The organism is Rhodoferax aquaticus (genome assembly GCF_006974105.1).
GTDB classification, from domain to species: Bacteria; Pseudomonadota; Gammaproteobacteria; order Burkholderiales; family Burkholderiaceae_C; genus Allorhodoferax; species Allorhodoferax aquaticus_A.
This window is the reverse complement of sequence record NZ_CP036282.1, coordinates 403,573-419,198: the sequence shown is the minus strand read 5'-3', so window position 1 is coordinate 419,198 and position 15,626 is coordinate 403,573. Positions and strand designations below refer to the sequence as shown.

At 58.6% G+C, this 15,626-nt stretch carries 15 protein-coding genes; 2 read left to right on the top strand and 13 right to left on the bottom strand.

Annotation, left to right across the window (positions count from 1 at the left end; translation table 11 throughout):
- Positions 1-21: 21 nt before the first annotated feature.
- The 8 genes from EXZ61_RS01980 to argS all read right to left on the bottom strand — a co-directional run bounded on the left by EXZ61_RS01980 (position 22) and on the right by argS (position 7,976).
- On the bottom strand, positions 22-441 hold the full coding sequence (locus EXZ61_RS01980; protein WP_142808512.1) for a putative toxin-antitoxin system toxin component, PIN family: 420 nt from the start codon (positions 439-441) through the stop codon (positions 22-24).
- Positions 438-1,703, bottom strand: coding sequence for a THUMP domain-containing class I SAM-dependent RNA methyltransferase (locus EXZ61_RS01975; RefSeq protein WP_142808510.1), 1,266 nt, complete (start codon positions 1,701-1,703; stop codon positions 438-440). Before EXZ61_RS01975 ends, EXZ61_RS01980 begins: the two co-directional genes overlap by 4 nt.
- Positions 1,700-3,298 (bottom strand): RNA polymerase factor sigma-54, encoded by a 1,599-nt coding sequence (gene rpoN / locus EXZ61_RS01970; protein WP_142808509.1) that lies wholly within the window; start codon positions 3,296-3,298, stop codon positions 1,700-1,702. The genes EXZ61_RS01975 and rpoN overlap by 4 nt, the downstream gene beginning before the upstream one ends.
- 115 nt (positions 3,299-3,413) lie before the next feature.
- Entirely contained in the window at positions 3,414-4,181 is a 768-nt protein-coding gene (lptB, locus tag EXZ61_RS01965) for an LPS export ABC transporter ATP-binding protein (protein WP_142808507.1), read from the bottom strand.
- On the bottom strand, positions 4,178-4,795 hold the full coding sequence (gene lptA, locus EXZ61_RS01960; protein ID WP_142808506.1) for a lipopolysaccharide transport periplasmic protein LptA: 618 nt from the start codon (positions 4,793-4,795) through the stop codon (positions 4,178-4,180). The genes lptB and lptA overlap by 4 nt, the downstream gene beginning before the upstream one ends.
- Before the next feature lie 91 nt (positions 4,796-4,886).
- Entirely contained in the window at positions 4,887-5,540 is a 654-nt protein-coding gene (locus tag EXZ61_RS01955) for a thiol:disulfide interchange protein DsbA/DsbL (RefSeq protein WP_142808504.1), read from the bottom strand.
- Positions 5,541-5,598: 58 nt separating this feature from the next.
- A complete protein-coding gene (locus EXZ61_RS01950; RefSeq protein WP_237219060.1) occupies positions 5,599-6,243 on the bottom strand; it encodes an SPOR domain-containing protein in 645 nt (214 codons plus the stop codon).
- 23 nt (positions 6,244-6,266) lie between these two features.
- Positions 6,267-7,976, bottom strand: coding sequence for an arginine--tRNA ligase (gene argS / locus EXZ61_RS01945; RefSeq protein ID WP_142808500.1), 1,710 nt, complete (start codon positions 7,974-7,976; stop codon positions 6,267-6,269).
- Positions 7,977-8,149: 173 nt separating this feature from the next.
- On the opposite strand from argS, the gene EXZ61_RS01940 reads away from it, so the two are divergent.
- Positions 8,150-8,464 carry a PsiF family protein gene (locus EXZ61_RS01940; RefSeq protein WP_142808498.1) on the top strand — a complete coding sequence of 105 codons (315 nt, stop codon included), beginning with the start codon at positions 8,150-8,152 and terminating at the stop codon, positions 8,462-8,464.
- Positions 8,465-8,556: 92 nt separating this feature from the next.
- On the opposite strand, the gene ubiA is transcribed toward EXZ61_RS01940, so the two are convergent.
- The 4 genes from ubiA to EXZ61_RS01920 all read right to left on the bottom strand — a co-directional run bounded on the left by ubiA (position 8,557) and on the right by EXZ61_RS01920 (position 13,689).
- Positions 8,557-9,444 carry a 4-hydroxybenzoate octaprenyltransferase gene (gene ubiA, locus EXZ61_RS01935; RefSeq protein WP_142808496.1) on the bottom strand — a complete coding sequence of 296 codons (888 nt, stop codon included), beginning with the start codon at positions 9,442-9,444 and terminating at the stop codon, positions 8,557-8,559.
- Between the two features lie 78 nt (positions 9,445-9,522).
- Positions 9,523-10,458 (bottom strand): Dyp-type peroxidase, encoded by a 936-nt coding sequence (locus EXZ61_RS01930; RefSeq protein WP_237219059.1) that lies wholly within the window; start codon positions 10,456-10,458, stop codon positions 9,523-9,525.
- A 59-nt stretch (positions 10,459-10,517) separates the two neighbouring features.
- A complete protein-coding gene (locus EXZ61_RS01925; protein WP_142808494.1) occupies positions 10,518-11,477 on the bottom strand; it encodes a LysR substrate-binding domain-containing protein in 960 nt (319 codons plus the stop codon).
- 37 nt (positions 11,478-11,514) lie between these two features.
- Positions 11,515-13,689 (bottom strand): PAS domain S-box protein, encoded by a 2,175-nt coding sequence (locus EXZ61_RS01920; protein WP_142808492.1) that lies wholly within the window; start codon positions 13,687-13,689, stop codon positions 11,515-11,517.
- 259 nt (positions 13,690-13,948) lie between these two features.
- On the opposite strand from EXZ61_RS01920, the gene EXZ61_RS01915 reads away from it, so the two are divergent.
- Entirely contained in the window at positions 13,949-14,719 is a 771-nt protein-coding gene (locus tag EXZ61_RS01915) for a substrate-binding periplasmic protein (RefSeq protein ID WP_142808490.1), read from the top strand.
- Here EXZ61_RS01915 and EXZ61_RS01910 read toward each other — a convergent pair.
- Positions 14,716-15,624 carry a DMT family transporter gene (locus tag EXZ61_RS01910; protein ID WP_168224671.1) on the bottom strand — a complete coding sequence of 303 codons (909 nt, stop codon included), beginning with the start codon at positions 15,622-15,624 and terminating at the stop codon, positions 14,716-14,718. The two genes, EXZ61_RS01915 and EXZ61_RS01910, sit on opposite strands and share 4 nt — an antisense overlap.
- Between the last annotated feature and the right edge of the window lie 2 nt (positions 15,625-15,626).

Here is a 15,626-nt window from a genome sequence, read left to right as displayed (position 1 = left end):
ACCCCCTGCCAGTCCGATGACTCAGGCGGAGACTGCTATTGTTTGCATAGCTGACTGCACAATCACACCAAGGGCTAGCAGCCTCTTTCGCATGCAGAGTACGGCTTTGTCTTTGCTCAGCAGCATGGCTTGGTGCGCCACAGCCAGGTCAATGAATTTTTGATCGTCTTTGTCTTTGCAGGTCACCACCGCTTTGGCCGCGACCTCCACCAAGCGAACTTGCGCATCAAAGCATGCCAGCACGTCTGCGGCGGTCAAACCGTAATGCGCCAAACGGCCCTGCAGGTGCGTGTAGGCAAGCACATGCTCCAACTCGTCACGCATGGGTTGCGTGGCAATCCAGTTCAGGCTGCCCGTGCTCAAGGCTTCGCGCAAGGGAGGTGTTGCCGGGTCGCTGAAGATGAAGAGGTCCAACACCACGTTGGTGTCGATGACGATCACGCGCGGGGTTCCTGCGCAGGTTTGTCTTTGCCCACGCGGCCAGCCACCATGTCAAAGCGAAACAGGCGGCACTCCAGTGGGCCATTCCACATGGGCACGCGGCGCGATTCTTTGAGACGCATTTTTCCGGGCAGCTTGAGGTCAGGCGTGAGCACCCAAGCGCTCCAGCCTGCGTAGTGCTTCTTCCAGTGGCTGGCCAGTTGGCTAAAGAACTCGCCACCGTCTTCGGTGTGCGCCAACTCCCGCGCGCCAAAACGGGCTTGCTCGCCCTCCCCGGCTACACCGCCAATGCCAATGCGCTCGCCGTAGGGTGGGTTCATCACCATCACGCCGCCGCCTTCTATAGGAGGCATACGTTGCAAGGCATCGCCACCGCGAAACTCAATCACATCGCCCACACCTGCGCGCTCTGCGTTGCGCTGGGCAAAGTCCACCATACGGTGGGACACATCACTGCCGTAGATCAGGGTCGTTTGTCCAGGCTCGGGCTTGACCACATTGGCAGCAGCCTCTTGTTTGAGGGCAGCCCATGCTTGGGGCTGAAAAGGCACGTACTTCTCGAACGCAAAGCGCCGCAAGCTGCCAGCCGCAATATTGCAGGCGATTTGCGCTGCCTCAATGGCCACGGTGCCGCTGCCGCAGCAGGGGTCGTACAAGGGCAGCAGGTCCTCTTCTCCAGAGGCCCAGCCGCTGGCGGCAATCATGGCGGCTGCCAAGGTTTCTTTCAATGGCGCATCGCCTTTGTCTTCGCGCCAGCCGCGCTTGAACAAGGGTTCGCCCGAGGTGTCGATGTACAGCGAGCACGCATCCGTGGTCAGGTGGGCAAAAATGCGCACATCGGGCCACTGGGTGTCCACATCGGGGCGCACGCCATTGGCTTTTTCGCGAAACCGGTCGCACACCGCGTCTTTGACCTTCAAGGCCGCAAAGTTCAAGGACGTGAGAGGGCTGTGTTGGGCCGTCACTTCCACCTTGATGCTTTGACGGGGTGTGAACCAGCGCTCCCACGGTACTTCGCAAGCCGCGCGATAGAGGTCTTGTTCGTTGCGGTACTCGGTGTACGACAAGAGCACCAGCACACGCTGCGCCAAGCGGCTGTACAGATTGAGCAGCATGGCATGGGCAAACGAAGTGCGCACCGCCACGCCACCGCGCTGCTTGGTAATGCACCCCGGTGGCAAACCTGTGATTTGCAGAATCTCAGGCGCCAGATAGTCTTCTACGCCGGCGGCGCAGGGTAAAAAGAGTTGGAGTTGGTTCACAGGGCTTTCCTTAGCGAAGCGGGGGCAATTTTGAGCCCTTCGCGGTATTTGGCAACCGTACGGCGGGCACATTCAATGCCCTGCTCTTTGAGCATGTCGGAGATTTGGTTGTCGGACAGCGGTTTGAGATTGCTCTCCGCACTGATGAATTGTTTGATCAAGGCCCGCACTGCCGTACTGGACGCGTTACCCCCCGACTCGGTGCCCAGACCTGAGCCAAAGAAGTATTTCAGCTCAAAGGTACCAAAGGGCGTAGCCATGTACTTGGCCGTGGTGACCCGGCTGATGGTGGACTCGTGCAAGCCCAGCTCATCCGCAATTTCACGCAACACCAAGGGGCGCATGGCCAGTTCACCATGCACAAAAAAACTACTTTGCCGCTCGACGATGGCCGTGCTCACCCGCAGAATCGTGTCAAAGCGCTGCTGGATATTCTTGATGAACCAGCGGGCTTCTTGCAAGCGCTGTTGCAGCGCAGCGTGGCTGGCAGTGTCTTTGCCGCCACGGTGGTTGCGCAGCACATTGGCATAAATATCATGGACTCGTAAGCGCGGCATCACCTCTGGGTTAAGCAGTACCCGAAACTTGGTATTCACTACACCAGGCCGCTTGCTCACAGGAACGACCAGCACATCGGGCACCACAATGTTGCGCTGCACGTCCACAAAACGCCGCCCCGGCTTGGGTTCCAAGCGCGCGATCAGTGCAATGGCTTCGCGCACTTGCGCATCGGTGGCATCGCACAGCTGCACCAAGCGCTTGATGTCACGGCGAGCCAGCAAATCCATGGGCTGGGAGCACATCCGCACGGCCACCGCCAGCAAGGCGCTGCGCTCATCGCTCAGATCCTCATCCGCCTGCAGGGCTTTGAGCTGCAAGCGCAAACACTCGCCCAAATTGCGTGCGCCTACCCCTACGGGCTCTAGGCTATGCAACAAGTGCAGGGCGACCGTGAAGTGGTGAACCAAATCATCGAGCTGATCCAAGTCGCCGCCGCACAAGCCACGCGCAAGGTCCTCCAGTGGCTCATCCAAATAGCCGTCGTCGTTGAGCGACTCAATCAAAAACCGCAGGGCGGCTGTGTCGGTGGGGCTCAGGCGCAAGCGCAGCGCTTGGCGGTGCAAATGGGCTTGTAAAGACTCTTGGGTGCGCGCCAACTCCGTGGCGTCAAAGTCACCATCATCACCAAGGTTGTTGGTACTGGCCTTGGCTTCACCACCCCATTCGCCGTCGTCCGGCGCCATGTCGGTGGTGCCATCGCCCTCCCAACTCACGCCATCATCGGCAGACAGCGGGGTGGCTTCATCGTCATTGGTGGCCTCAGCGCTCGTGGTACTTGCGTAGTCAGCTATAGAAGTAGGAGCAGTTTCGGCTTCCCGGTCGTCGCGCGTCACCGGCGTATCAGCCTGGGCAATGCCAAAGTCTTCACGCACAGCCTCGTCTTGGGTGAGCTCCAGAAACGGATTTTCATCCAGCATCTGCTCCACTTCTTGGCTTAGCTCCAAGGTAGAGAGCTGCAAGAGGCGAATAGATTGCTGCAGTTGCGGCGTCAGCGCTAGGTGTTGCGAGACGCGTAGGGAAAGCCCTTGCTTCATCTCACAACCACCCTGCGGACGTTAAAAGGGCTGCACGGGGCATGGGGCCAAACTAAGCGAGAGAAGGCGCTTCGCGGGCCAAGGCCTAGGAAGCGTTTGCGCACACTTGCCATGGTCACATCTTGAAGTTTTCGCCGAGGTAGACACGGCGCACATCTGCGTTGTCCACGATCTCGGTAGGAGTGCCTTGCGCCAGCACGCGGCCGTCACTGATGATGTACGCGTGGTCACAAATACCCAGTGTTTCACGCACGTTGTGGTCCGTAATCAGAACGCCAATGCCGCGACCCTTCAAGAAATTGATGATGCGCTGAATCTCTATCACCGCAATCGGGTCAATACCGGCAAATGGCTCATCCAGCAAGATAAACCGTGGTCGGGTGGCCAAGGCGCGTGCAATTTCAACACGCCGCCGCTCACCGCCGGACAAGGCCAAAGAAGGACTTTCGCGCAAATGCTCGACGCGCAGGTCTTGCAACAAAGCCGTCAGGCGCGATTCAATTTCACCGCCGCTCAGTGCCTTGCCGTCGGCGTCTTTTTGCAATTCCAGCACGGCGCGCACGTTGTCTTCCACGTTGAGCTTGCGAAAAATAGATTGCTCTTGCGGCAAATACCCCAAGCCCAGGCGTGCGCGGCGGTGAATGGGCATGTGCTCAATGGACTGGCCATCAATGGTGATGTCGCCCGCACTGGCTCGCAAGAGCCCCACAATCATGTAAAACGAGGTGGTCTTACCTGCGCCATTTGGGCCCAATAAGCCCACCACTTCGCCGGTACGCACTGCCAGTGACACGTCTTTAACGACTTGTCGTTTGCCGTAAGACTTTTGCAGGTGGTGCGCTTCTAGACTACTCACCGGGGCAACTTCTGAATGCGCACTCACTTGGCCGGTGCTCCTAAGGTCGTGGTCGCGCGCAGTGCTGGCGCTGCAGCCCCTGTACCGGGTGCCACCGCATCGGGTTTAGGTGTCAACATGGCTCGCACGCGGCCCCCAGTGGGTGCACCAGCAACGCCTTTGCTATGGTTGCCATCCACCGTAAACATATCAGTCAGGTTTTCGTAGACGATGACGCCACCAGTGATCTCGTCTGCCAATACAGCCCCACGCAAGCGCCGTAGTACCGCCTTTTTGGTGAACTTGACGGTGTCTGCCTTGCCATCGTAGTCAATGGTTTCGCCCTCACCCTCAATGAACTCTTCAAGACCTTCACGCTTTTGGCGAAAAAATGCCAAGGCGTCAGGCGCGGCGATCACGCGGCCAAATTGGTACCCATCGGGGTCTTGGCGCACCTCCACTTGGTGGCCACGAATTTGGATAGTGCCTTTGGTCAACACCACGCGCCCTGTAAAGATGCTCACCTGTTTGAGGTCGTCGTAGCGCAATGCGTCGGCCTCGATGTTCATAGGTTTGTCTCGGTCTGCCTTTTCGGCAAACACCGGGCTGGTCACCAAGGCAATCGCCAAGGACCACATTACATAGAAACAGGGATTTTTCATAAAGGCACGGAACTTGCTAAAACGCATGGGGCATTGTACCCAGCGACGGCCCAAGTCCGCGCCTTTTAGAGCGCGAAAACCTATGAAGCGCTTAAGCGCCGGCGCGAATACCGGCCACCAAAGCGTCGACCACTTGCAAGGCGCGCTCCATGCTGCGCGCGATAGATCCGTCCGTGTAGTAACGCCCTGCAACGCCCAAGGCGGGCACACCTTCTACCTTGTAGGCATTTTGCAGCTTGGATGCCTTTTGGGCTTTGGTAACGACCGTGAAGGAGTTGTACTGCTCCACAAACTTGGCCTTGTCTACGCCTTGCTGGGCCACCCACGCGGTGATGCCTTCGCCTTTTGACAAATCCAGGCGCTGCGCGTGGATCGCCTGAAACACTTTGGCGTGCAGCTTGTCCAACAGGCCCATAGCCTCCAGCGTGTAGTAGAGACGTTGTTGGGGCACAAAATCGTCGCGAAACGCGACGGGAGCCCGCCGGAATGCAACGTCTTTGGGCAGCTTTTTGACCCACGCTTCCAAGGTGGGCTCGAACGCGTTGCAGTGCGGGCAGTTGTACCAAAAGAACTCGACCACTTCAATCTTGCCTGCGGGTGCGTCCACCGCCGCGCGGATATCTAGAACTTGGTAATCCGTGCCGGCCTCAGGCTTTTTAAACTGGGCATGGGCTGCAGGTGCCACCCACAGGCCCGAAGCGGCGACTGCACCAGCAGCGACTTGCGTAAATTCACGACGTTTCATGTAAGAGATCTCCATAAGCTTGGAATGTGACCACAAAGGGTCGCAATAGTTCCGGGGTTTAGCGCTGCACGCGCACCAACGAAGTGTCTAGGCCGGCTTTGTCCAACTTTTCTTTGGAACGCTCGGCCTCATCCTTTTTTTCGAACGGGCCAACGCGCACCCTGAACACCGTGCGCCCGGATTGCTCACGCTCTGACACCTTGGTCTCAATGCCGCTCAGCGAGAGTTTGGCCCGGTGCGCTTCTGCATCTTCGGAGGTTTTAAACGCGCCAACTTGGACAAAGTAGCTCACCCCTTCACCATCGGCGGTGGCCATTTTGGCCTTGGCCAAATCACCCAAGGGATCCGCGGAAGGCGCTTTGGCATCCGCCTTGGCATCGGGCTTTGCCGCTGCCTTAGGTTCAGCCTTCGGATCGGGCTTGGCTTCGGCTTTAGCGTCCGCAGGCTTGGCGTTGGGGTCGGCAGCAGGCTCTGGCGCAGGTGCGGGCTTGACCGGGTTCTTGCCATACAGCGGCGAGTTCGGGTCCCAGTCTTTGTTTTTCTGGGCTTCAGCAACGTCTTGCTCGGCGGAGCGGCTTTGGCTCTTGTTCAGAAAAGGCACGGGCACTTTGGTCACATAGACCGCCACCGCCAAGGCAACACCCAAACCAAAGACGACTCCGATGACGAAGCCCAAGAAGGTACCGCCGCGCTGATTTTTCATGCCCTGCCTTTTCATTGAAAACCTTACATTTTTTGCGGAGCGCTTACGCCCAGCACCGCCAAGCCGTTGCGCAGCACTTGGGCGGTGGCCGCCACCAAGGCCAAACGCGCCTGCTTGACTTGCACGTCATCCACCAAGATGCGCTCAGCATCGTAATAGCTGTGGTAGCTAGCCGCGAGTTCACGCAGGTAAAAAGTCACATCATGCGGCGCAAAACCTGAAGCCGCAGCGCTGAGCATCTCGGGGTACTTGGCCAAGAGCAGCATCAGGGCCATGGCCTGCGGGCTTTGCAGCGCAGACAGGTCCACCCCAGACAAACTTGCCGCATTGCCGCCATCTTGTTCCTGCCACGCGGCAAGCACCGAGCAGATGCGCGCATGCGCGTACTGCACGTAGTACACCGGGTTGTCGTTGTTCTTTTGAACGGCCAAGTCCACGTCGAAGGTGTACTCGGTGTCGGGTTTGCGGCTCAACAGGAAGAAGCGCACCGCATCTTGGCTGGTCCACTCGATCAGGTCACGCAGGGTCACATAGCTGCCCGCGCGCTTGCTGATCTTGACCTCTTCACCACCACGCACCACGCGCACCATGGTGTGCAGCACGTAGTCGGGGTAGCCTTGGGGAATGCCGACATCCGCAGCTTGCAAGCCAGCGCGCACACGGGCAATCGTGCCATGGTGGTCGGTGCCCTGGATGTTCACTACCTTGGTAAAGCCACGCTCCCACTTGGCGATGTGGTAGGCCACGTCGGGCACAAAGTAGGTGTAGCTACCGTCCTTCTTGCGCATCACGCGGTCTTTGTCGTCACCGTAGTCGGTGCTCTTGAGCCACAGCGCGCCATCTTGCTCGTAGGTCTTGCCATTGCCCACGAGCTTGCCCACAGCGGCTTCCACACGGCCGCTGGTGTACAGGCTGGACTCGAGGTAGTACTGGTCAAAGTGCAGGTTGAAAGCCTGCAAGTCTTTGTCTTGCTCGTTGCGCAAGTAGGCCACCGCAAACTGGCGGATGTTGTCGTAATCATCCACATCGCCATTGGCGGTGAATTCACGGTCATCTGCCTTGATGGAGGCTTGGGCTTTGAAGGCATCGGCAATGTCCTGGATGTATTCGCCGTTGTAAAACGCCTTACTCTCGGGGTTATCTGGGTCGGTGGGCCAGCAGGTGTCACCCGGCTTGAAGCCCTTAGCGCGCAACTGCGTGCTCTTGGTGAGGGTGTCAATTTGCACGCCTGCGTCGTTGTAATAAAACTCGCGGTGCACGCTGTAGCCCTGCGTGGCAAACAAGTTGCAGATCGCATCGCCCAGTGCCGCCTGGCGGCCATGGCCTACATGCAGGGGGCCAGTGGGGTTGGCGGAGACAAACTCCACCAGCATGCGTTGGTTCAGCGCGGCTTGTTGACCAAAACTGTCGGCAGCGGCGAGCACTTCGCGCACGACTTGCTGCTTGGCCGCGGGCTTGAGTTTGATGTTGATGAAACCGGGGCCGGCAATCTCCAGCGCGTCTACCCATTGGCTAAACGCGGGGGTTTCGCGCAGCGCATTGCACAGGTTTTCGGCCAATTGGCGGGGATTGAGTTTGAGCGGCTTGGCCAATTGCATGGCCGCCGTGGTCGCGAAATCACCATGGGCTGCCACTTTGGGCGATTCAAAGGCCGCTTTAGCGCCTGCGCCGGGTGACAGAGTGTCCAAGGCATGCGCCAAGGTTTCGAGCAGTTCAATTTTTACAGACAACATGCGGCTATTTTACGAGCAGGCCCCAAGGTCACACGCCGCTACACCCTTTGCGCATGTGCATGGGACACTCCGCATTGAAATGTCACAGCTTATATGCTGCAATTTGCAGGGTATTCTTCTCCTCCATGGCACTCTCGCCATGCTCCCAGATTTCAACTTTGTTAGGACATTTGATGAAAAAACTGCTCACCTTGGTCATTTTGGGTCTTTCTTTGTGCGTGGGCGCTGCGCACGCTGCCGATGACAAAGGCAAGACACCCCAGCAAAACAAGATGGTGACTTGCAACAAAGCCGCTGCTGACAAAAAGGGCGACGAACGCAAGGCCTTTATGAAAGAGTGCCTGAGCGCCAAGCCTGCCGCCGCCGAAGCGCCAGCCGCTGAGCCCACTACACAGCAAAACAAAATGAAAACCTGCAACGCGTCAGCCAAAGACCTCAAGGGCGACGAGCGCAAGAAACACATGAAAGAGTGCTTGTCAGCCAAGTAATCCCGCCTACGCGGCTGCCACAAACCCTGTGGCTGACGTAAAAAAAGCCCGAGCCCTGCTACACAGACTCGGGCTTTTTTGTGGGCGCGCGCCTAGCGCAACACAATACCCATGAACAAGGCAAAGCCCAGCCAGTGGTTCACGCGAAAGGCCATGAAGCAACCCTCACGGGTGCGGGTGTAAATGAGCTTGGCATGCCAGCCCACTTGGCCGATAGCCACCGCCAAGGCCAGCCACCACGCCCAGCCTGCTCCATTGGTTTGCATCACCCACGTCCAAATACCCAAGTAGGCACCGTAGAACACGATCACGGCAGGCACATCCCATGAGCCCAACGTAATGGCCGAGGTTTTCATGCCGATGCGCAAATCGTCGTCCCGGTCCACCATGGCGTATTCGGTGTCATACGCCAGCACCCAAAACAGATTGCCCAACAGCAGCACCCAGGCCTGCGGCGGAATGGACGCCCACAGGGTGTAGACATTGACAATAGCCCCGCCGCGCACCGCCGCATACGCCATGGGAATACCAAAGCTAAACGCAACGCCCAACACCGCCTGCGGCATGGACACATAGCGCTTGGCAAAAGGGTAGATCAAAGTCACCAAGAGCGCCGCAAAAGACCACACCACGGTCACGCCATTCGTGGTCAGCACCAAAGCAAACGCTAACAGGGCCAGCACCGCCCCCAACACCAAGGCCTCGCGCGGTGACACGGAACCGCTGGTGACAGGTCGCTGCGCCGTGCGTTTCACGTGTTTGTCAAACTCGCGGTCGGCCACATCGTTGACACAGCAGCCTGCACTGCGCATGAGCACCGTGCCCAAGGTGAACACCACGATCAAGTGCCAGCCCGGGAAGCCCCCCGCCGCCAAAAACAGGGCCGACAAGGTAGGCCACAACAGCAGCAACCAGCCCGCAGGCCGGTTCCATCGGATCACATCCAGATACAGTAAAAAACGTTCAACAATTGGACTCATAAACCGGGTCTAGCTCTTACAGATAAAGCGCAAGCAGCTATGCTTTTAGAAGCACAACAAACACTTGCACAAAGGGGCTTACGCAGAGATCCCCAAAAGCCGCAAGTCTAACCGCCCACCCTGCATGGGCGGGACCCACAGGTAGGCGCCGTTCAACGGGCGAGTGAAAGCAAAAAGTCCGTCCACGATGCCGTCATCGTGCCCTGCCATGCGCCGCATTTGGGCTTCAAAGGCATCAAAACTATGCCCAAACGCCACAAAATACAAGCCGCTGTGCAATCCAGCACTCCAGGGCATAGATCGGCGCAACACAAAGGCTTTGGGCGTGAAGTTTTCTTGCGCGGTGCGTTTGACATGGGCGCTGGCGGGGGCATCGTCCAGTTCCTCGTTATCGCTAAGCCGACGACCCACCGCATGGTCTTGGGCAAGAGGCCCCAGACGCTCAAACTGGTCCATATCGTGCTGCCACTGCTGCACCGCTACAAAGCTGGAGCCACGTAAGCCCACAGCGCCTTGCGCGACCAGCGCCGCATCGGCGGCGTCCGCGCCCTGCGGGTTTTCAGTGCCGTCTTCGTACCCCGTGAGATCACGGCCATGCTCTGCGACGGGGTCACCATGGCGAAAGGCTTCAAGCACCCGATCCAAGCGGAAGGCAGCGTGCAAAGCCTGTTCCACTGCACGTGTCTGACCAAGCAAAGGCCCCCGCGCGTCGCCGCGTAGCCAGCACCAAAGGTCTAAGGAAGTGGTGGGTACGGAAACTCCGTGCCCAGAAAAATCAGGCATAACGCGCAAGCCTGGGACGTTCGAGCCCAAGGCGTCTACGGTCGCAAGCCCCATGCCCAAGACCAAGGTCTCGCCATTGGCGATCTCAACCAGGTCGGCCAACGCACGCAATGCAGCTTGGACTGACTGGGATGCTACGTCCGGCTGTAGCGAAAAAAACAAATAGCGCCCGTGGGCGGGCACGGGTAGCAAAAGGCCCGCTTGGGCACAGGTGTCGACAGGGGGATTCAAACGCAAGCTCTCCATACAAGTTTTTGCCCGCAAGGTGGCGGCCGTCACGGTATCTCAGGTCAGGACAAGCGGTGCACCCCGGGCAGTTCACACGCGTAAATGGCGTTGCGCAGCGCAGCAATGGCCTCGTAGCGCGTAAAGCTTCGTCGCCACGCCAAGACCACCCGGCGCGTGGGAGGCGGCACATGGGGGCCGTCTTGAATGGGCAAATAGCTCACATAGGAATCTTCCGCGCGGCGCTTCTTGATGTCTAGCGCTTCGCGCGGCACGCTCAAGCGAGGCACCAAGGTAATGCCCATGCCGGCCGCCACCATATGCTTGATGGTCTCCAACGAAGAGCCTTCAAAGCTCTTGCGAATGCCTTCAGTATCACTAGAGAAACGCGCAAACTCAGGGCACACCTCCAGCACGTGGTCCCTAAAGCAATGTCCGTTGCCCAAAAGCAGCATGGTTTCACTTTTGAGCTGTTCGGTCGTCACACTGCTGAGCTTGGCCAGGGCATGGTTCATTGGCACGGCCGCGTAAAACGGCTCATCGTACAACGGAGCAATGGCCAGACCCGTGTCTGGAAACGGCTCCGCCAAAATGGCGCAGTCCACCTCGCCAGTGCGCAGCATTTCCATGAGCTTAACGGTGAAATTTTCCTGCAACATGAGCGGCATTTGAGGCGTGCGGTCTATCACTTGGCGCACCAACGCAGGCAGCAAATACGGCGCAATGGTGTAAATCACGCCAAGGCGCAAAGGGCCGGCCAGCGGGTCTTTGCCCCGCTTGGCAATGTCTTTGATATTGGCCGCTTGCTCCAGCACGCTTTGGGCCTGGCGCACGATTTCTTCGCCCAAAGGCGTCACGGTCACTTCGTTGGCACTGCGCTCAAATAGCTTGACGTCCAACTCGTGTTCCAGCTTTTTCACGGCCACCGACAAGGTCGGTTGCGACACATAACAGGCGTCAGCCGCTTTGCCAAAATGCTTTTCGCGCGCCACGGCCACGATGTACTTCAATTCGGTGAGGGTCATGTGTGTATTGTCCTACCTGAGTGAAACGATAAAACCCCTATGCGCCAACGCTGGTCGCAGCAATCGCCATTGGCATTGGCATTGGCACCAAAAACTCCACGACAAACTCGGCGCCTCCTGCGGGCCCTGCGCCTGTGTGCAAGCGCCCCTTGAGCTGCCGCGCAAGATCACTCACCAACTGCAAGCCCAAAGACGAGGCGTTGGCCACTTCAAAGTCCGGTGCCAGACCTTGGCCGCTATCGGACACCCCTAAGCGTAGCGCCAAAGTGCCGTTGCCATCCGCGCCTTGGTTTTGCAGGAAGACGCGCACCACCCCGCCATGCGCTACCGAAAACCCATGCTTGAGCGCATTGGAGATCAACTCATTGACCAGCAGACCGCAAGGTGCCGCCACATCCATATCGACCCGCACCGAATCCATTTCAAGCACCAACTCCACGGCTTGCTCGCCCAACACCATAGACCGGTAAGACTGGGTGGCCAATTGCCGCAGGTAGACCGCCAAATCTACATCCGCAAACACACCCGACCGGTACAAGGACTCATGCAACAAGGACATAGCACGGATCCGACCTTGCATATCTTTGAGCACGACTTTCGTGTCGGTGTGCACCGTGCGACCGGCCTCTAACCGTAGCAGGCTCGCAATCACTTGCAAGTTGTTTTTGACCCGGTGGTGCACTTCATTGAGCAGACTTACTTTTTCACGCAGTGAGTCTTTCACGGCCTCTTGGGCTGCGCGCCGTGCAGTAATGTCCATGCACACCACGACCGCACGCACTGCAGCGCCCGATGCATCGCGCACAAACGCAGCATTCATATTCACCCAAATCATGGCGCCATCTTTACGCAGCAAACGCTTTTCACTGTGGTACTCAGCAATCTCCCCACGCAAGGCTTGGTTGAACATGTCCCAATCAGCCTCCCGCTCTTCGGCACATGTCAGCGACGCAAAGGTGTGGTGTGCCAGCTCTTCGTCGCTATAGCCAGTGATGAGCTGGAACTTCTGGTTGTAGTGGATCAGCGCCCCGTCTTCGATGGAGAACTGCATCAAACCTACCAACGCCACCTCAAAGAAAGCGCGGAACTCTTGCTCGCGTTGCTGCAGTGCCGCTTCGGCCCGGTAACGCTCCGTTACATCACTAAACACCAAAACCACGCCCACTATGCGCTGCTGTGCATCGCGTATCGGGGCCGCACTGTCAAATATTTGGTACTCCTGCCCATCCCTTGCCAACAGAGCCGTGTGATTGGCCAGTCCTACCACCTGCCCAAACTGCATTACGAGATGGGCCGGGTTCACGGCAGGCAAGCGGGTTTGGGCATTCACAATTTTGAAAACCTGCTGCAGCGGCAGCCCCAGCGCCTCTGACAAAGGCCAGGCCGTCAAGCGCTGTGCGGTGGCATTCATGCGGGTAATGCGGCCTTGTGGGTCGGTGGCAATGACGGCGTCCCCAATGGAATGCAGAGTGATGGCCAGGTTCTCCTCGCTCAAGCGCAACTGCTCTTCTGCCATGGTGCGCAGTTTGATAGAGGTAGCGATATCGAGGCGCATCGCTTCTAACGCGGCGGCCAGGCGGCCTAACTCGTCTTGCCGCACCAGCGCCAAGGGCTGCTCAAGCTCTCCACGGGCAAACCGCCCAGCCACCTCTTGCAAAGCCCGCAAGGGCCTTACAAACCGCCGATCCAGCAAAAGCCACATGAACGCAAACGACACCGCAATTTGCGCCAACAGGCCCAGCAGTTTTTGGCGAAGGTCTTGCAACAGGTGCTGATACACCCGCTCTTCAGACATCTGCAACACCAAGTGGCCGACCATACGCCCATTGAAGTGCAGCTCACGTGCTTCGCGAAACAAGCGCCCATTGGCCTGCGCGGGGCCTTCTTTGTAGGCAAACAGGCTGCCAAACTGGTTGGTGACAGAAATGTTGACGACGTCGGGGTTACCCAAGGCGCTGGTGACCAGTTTCTCGCCCATCTCCACATCGACGTTCCACAACGCCAAGGATAGACCTTGGGACAAAACGTCGGCGTATTGCTGGGCGGGTTCGCGCACACGCTGGGTAATTTCGGTTTCTAGGTGGCGTGTAAATTGCACATAGGCCAACAGCAGGGCCGGAATCGCCATGGCAACCCCCACCCCAACCAAAAGCGTGCGCAGCAGGGAGCGGGGCAGCCACCACCCTTGGGTCAATCGAAGCTTCAAGCGCATGAACGGCGCCTTCGGCACGGGCAGGTTCGTGTGACAGCGGGCATCTTCGGTCTAAGGGTGAACAGGCTAGCAGTATCGCACTGCAAACCGACGGCGTGAAGCCTTCTTACGCAAGCCCCCATGCGACGGGCTGATTGCCGATGCCCCGCCAGTGCGTCACGAAGTACTTGACCCAAGCGCCACACCCCACTACTCTGATGGCCGTGAGCGTGGCGCATCTCCTGCGCGCCGCGCGCTTGCACCCCACCGAGAGCCTACTATGCCCCGATACTTGCGTGCTTTGTACCGATCACTCCTAGGTTTAAGCCTCGCTTGGAGTGCCCATGCGGCAGACCCCATACAGCTAGGCATCGGTGAATGGCCGCCTTACTTTTCATCGACGCAAAAGGAAAACGGTGTGTTTGCGCACATTGTCAAAGAAGCCTTTGCGCGAGAAGGTGTGGCCGTGAGCTACCAGTTCTTCCCGTGGAAGCGCGCGCTTTTGATGGCAGAGCATGGCGAAGTAAGCGCCTCACCCGGCTGGATACAGACGGAAGAGCGGTCCAAGCTGTTCCTGTTCAGTGATCCGGTGCTCATCTCCCGCACAACCCTGTTTTATCGGCGAGACCGGCCTTTGGTGTTCAACACGATGGCGGACCTCAAAGGTAAAACCATAGGTGCAGCCGTGGGCTACACCTACGGCGAAGCGTTTGACCAGGCTGCACAAACCGGCGAGTTCACCGTGGACCGAACCTCCTCAGACGAAGCCAATCTGCGCAAACTTTTGCTGGGACGCTTGGACGCAGTGGCGGTGAACCGGGCCGTAGGGTTTGACATCCTCACCCGGTTTACCGATGCCGAAGGAAAGCAGCTCGCCGCGACCGAACGCAACGTCAATGAACAAGCCTCGCGCATGGCAGTGAGCCGTGCGCTGCCCAATGCCGAGCAGCTGCTAAAAACGTTCAACACAGGCCTTGCCAAACTGCAACGCGACGGCACCGCCAAGCGCTTGTTGGCCGATGTCGAGACTGGGGTCTACTCCAAACCCTAGGGTGGGCTGGGCTTGTCCCGCCCCGAGGGTTCGATGATGACCAAGGCGATTCCGCACACCAGCAAACCCGCCCCCATCCAAAACGCAGCGTCCGGCACCTCGGAAAAGAACACCGCGCCCAAGGCCGGGCTGAACAACAACAGCGAAAAACTGCCGGCCTCCACTGCTGACGCATCGCCCGCGCGGTAGGCAAAAAAGTAAGCCAGATAAATGCCGGATGCGGCCAGCGCAATCACCGGCAACAAGCCCCACAAGGCCACAGGGACCGTGGGCAAGCTAAACCCGCTAAAGATGCCAAAGGTCAGCCAACAGGCCACTTGGCTCCAGGTTAAAACCGCCAGCGGATGCTCATTGCCTGAATACTTTTTGAGCACCACACCCAACATGGACTCGTTCAAAGCACCAAACAAGGCCACCAAGGCAGCCCACTGCAACACGCCCGCACCTGCGTTGGGGCGCAGTATCACCAGCACACCCCCAAAGCCCACCAGCACCCCCAGCCAGCGCAGCAGATGCGGGCGCTCGCCCAGCAACCACACGCCCAGCGGCAACATGAACAATGACCCGGTCATTAAGAACGCACTGGCCTCGGCCAGTGGCAGGTGCGACACCGCGTAGGCCGCACACCACGCCGAGGTCACAATGAACGCCGCCCGTACCACATGAATCGCCGGGCGGCGACTCGCAATCACGCGCCCTCGTGTCCACAGCACCACGGGCAGCAGCATGAGCAGCACCGCCGTCGCCTGCAAAAACAAGACCTGCTGCGGCGCAATGCCCTGCGCCATCAAACGCTTGTTGCAGGCGTCCAGCACCGACCAACAGAACATGGCGCCTATTACCAGCAGCACCCCCCGTGTATTGCCCGACAGCGCGAGCCAACGATTCACAATCACTTTGAACATGG

Excerpts from the sequence above, each read along its gene's own strand:
- EXZ61_RS01950 (WP_237219060.1), bottom strand. The coding sequence starts at position 6,243 with ATGAAAAATCAGCGCGGCGGTACCTTCTTGGGCTTCGTCATCGGAGTC.
- EXZ61_RS01920 (WP_142808492.1), bottom strand. The coding sequence starts at position 13,689 with ATGCGCTTGAAGCTTCGATTGACCCAAGGGTGGTGGCTGCCCCGCTCC.
- argS (WP_142808500.1), bottom strand. The coding sequence starts at position 7,976 with ATGTTGTCTGTAAAAATTGAACTGCTCGAAACCTTGGCGCATGCCTTG.
- EXZ61_RS01940 (WP_142808498.1), top strand. The coding sequence starts at position 8,150 with ATGAAAAAACTGCTCACCTTGGTCATTTTGGGTCTTTCTTTGTGCGTG.
- EXZ61_RS01955 (WP_142808504.1), bottom strand. The coding sequence starts at position 5,540 with ATGAAACGTCGTGAATTTACGCAAGTCGCTGCTGGTGCAGTCGCCGCT.
- EXZ61_RS01915 (WP_142808490.1), top strand. The coding sequence starts at position 13,949 with ATGCCCCGATACTTGCGTGCTTTGTACCGATCACTCCTAGGTTTAAGC.
- EXZ61_RS01910 (WP_168224671.1), bottom strand. The coding sequence starts at position 15,624 with ATGTTCAAAGTGATTGTGAATCGTTGGCTCGCGCTGTCGGGCAATACA.
- rpoN (WP_142808509.1), bottom strand. The coding sequence starts at position 3,298 with ATGAAGCAAGGGCTTTCCCTACGCGTCTCGCAACACCTAGCGCTGACG.
- ubiA (WP_142808496.1), bottom strand. The coding sequence starts at position 9,444 with ATGAGTCCAATTGTTGAACGTTTTTTACTGTATCTGGATGTGATCCGA.
- lptA (WP_142808506.1), bottom strand. The coding sequence starts at position 4,795 with ATGAAAAATCCCTGTTTCTATGTAATGTGGTCCTTGGCGATTGCCTTG.
- EXZ61_RS01925 (WP_142808494.1), bottom strand. The coding sequence starts at position 11,477 with ATGACCCTCACCGAATTGAAGTACATCGTGGCCGTGGCGCGCGAAAAG.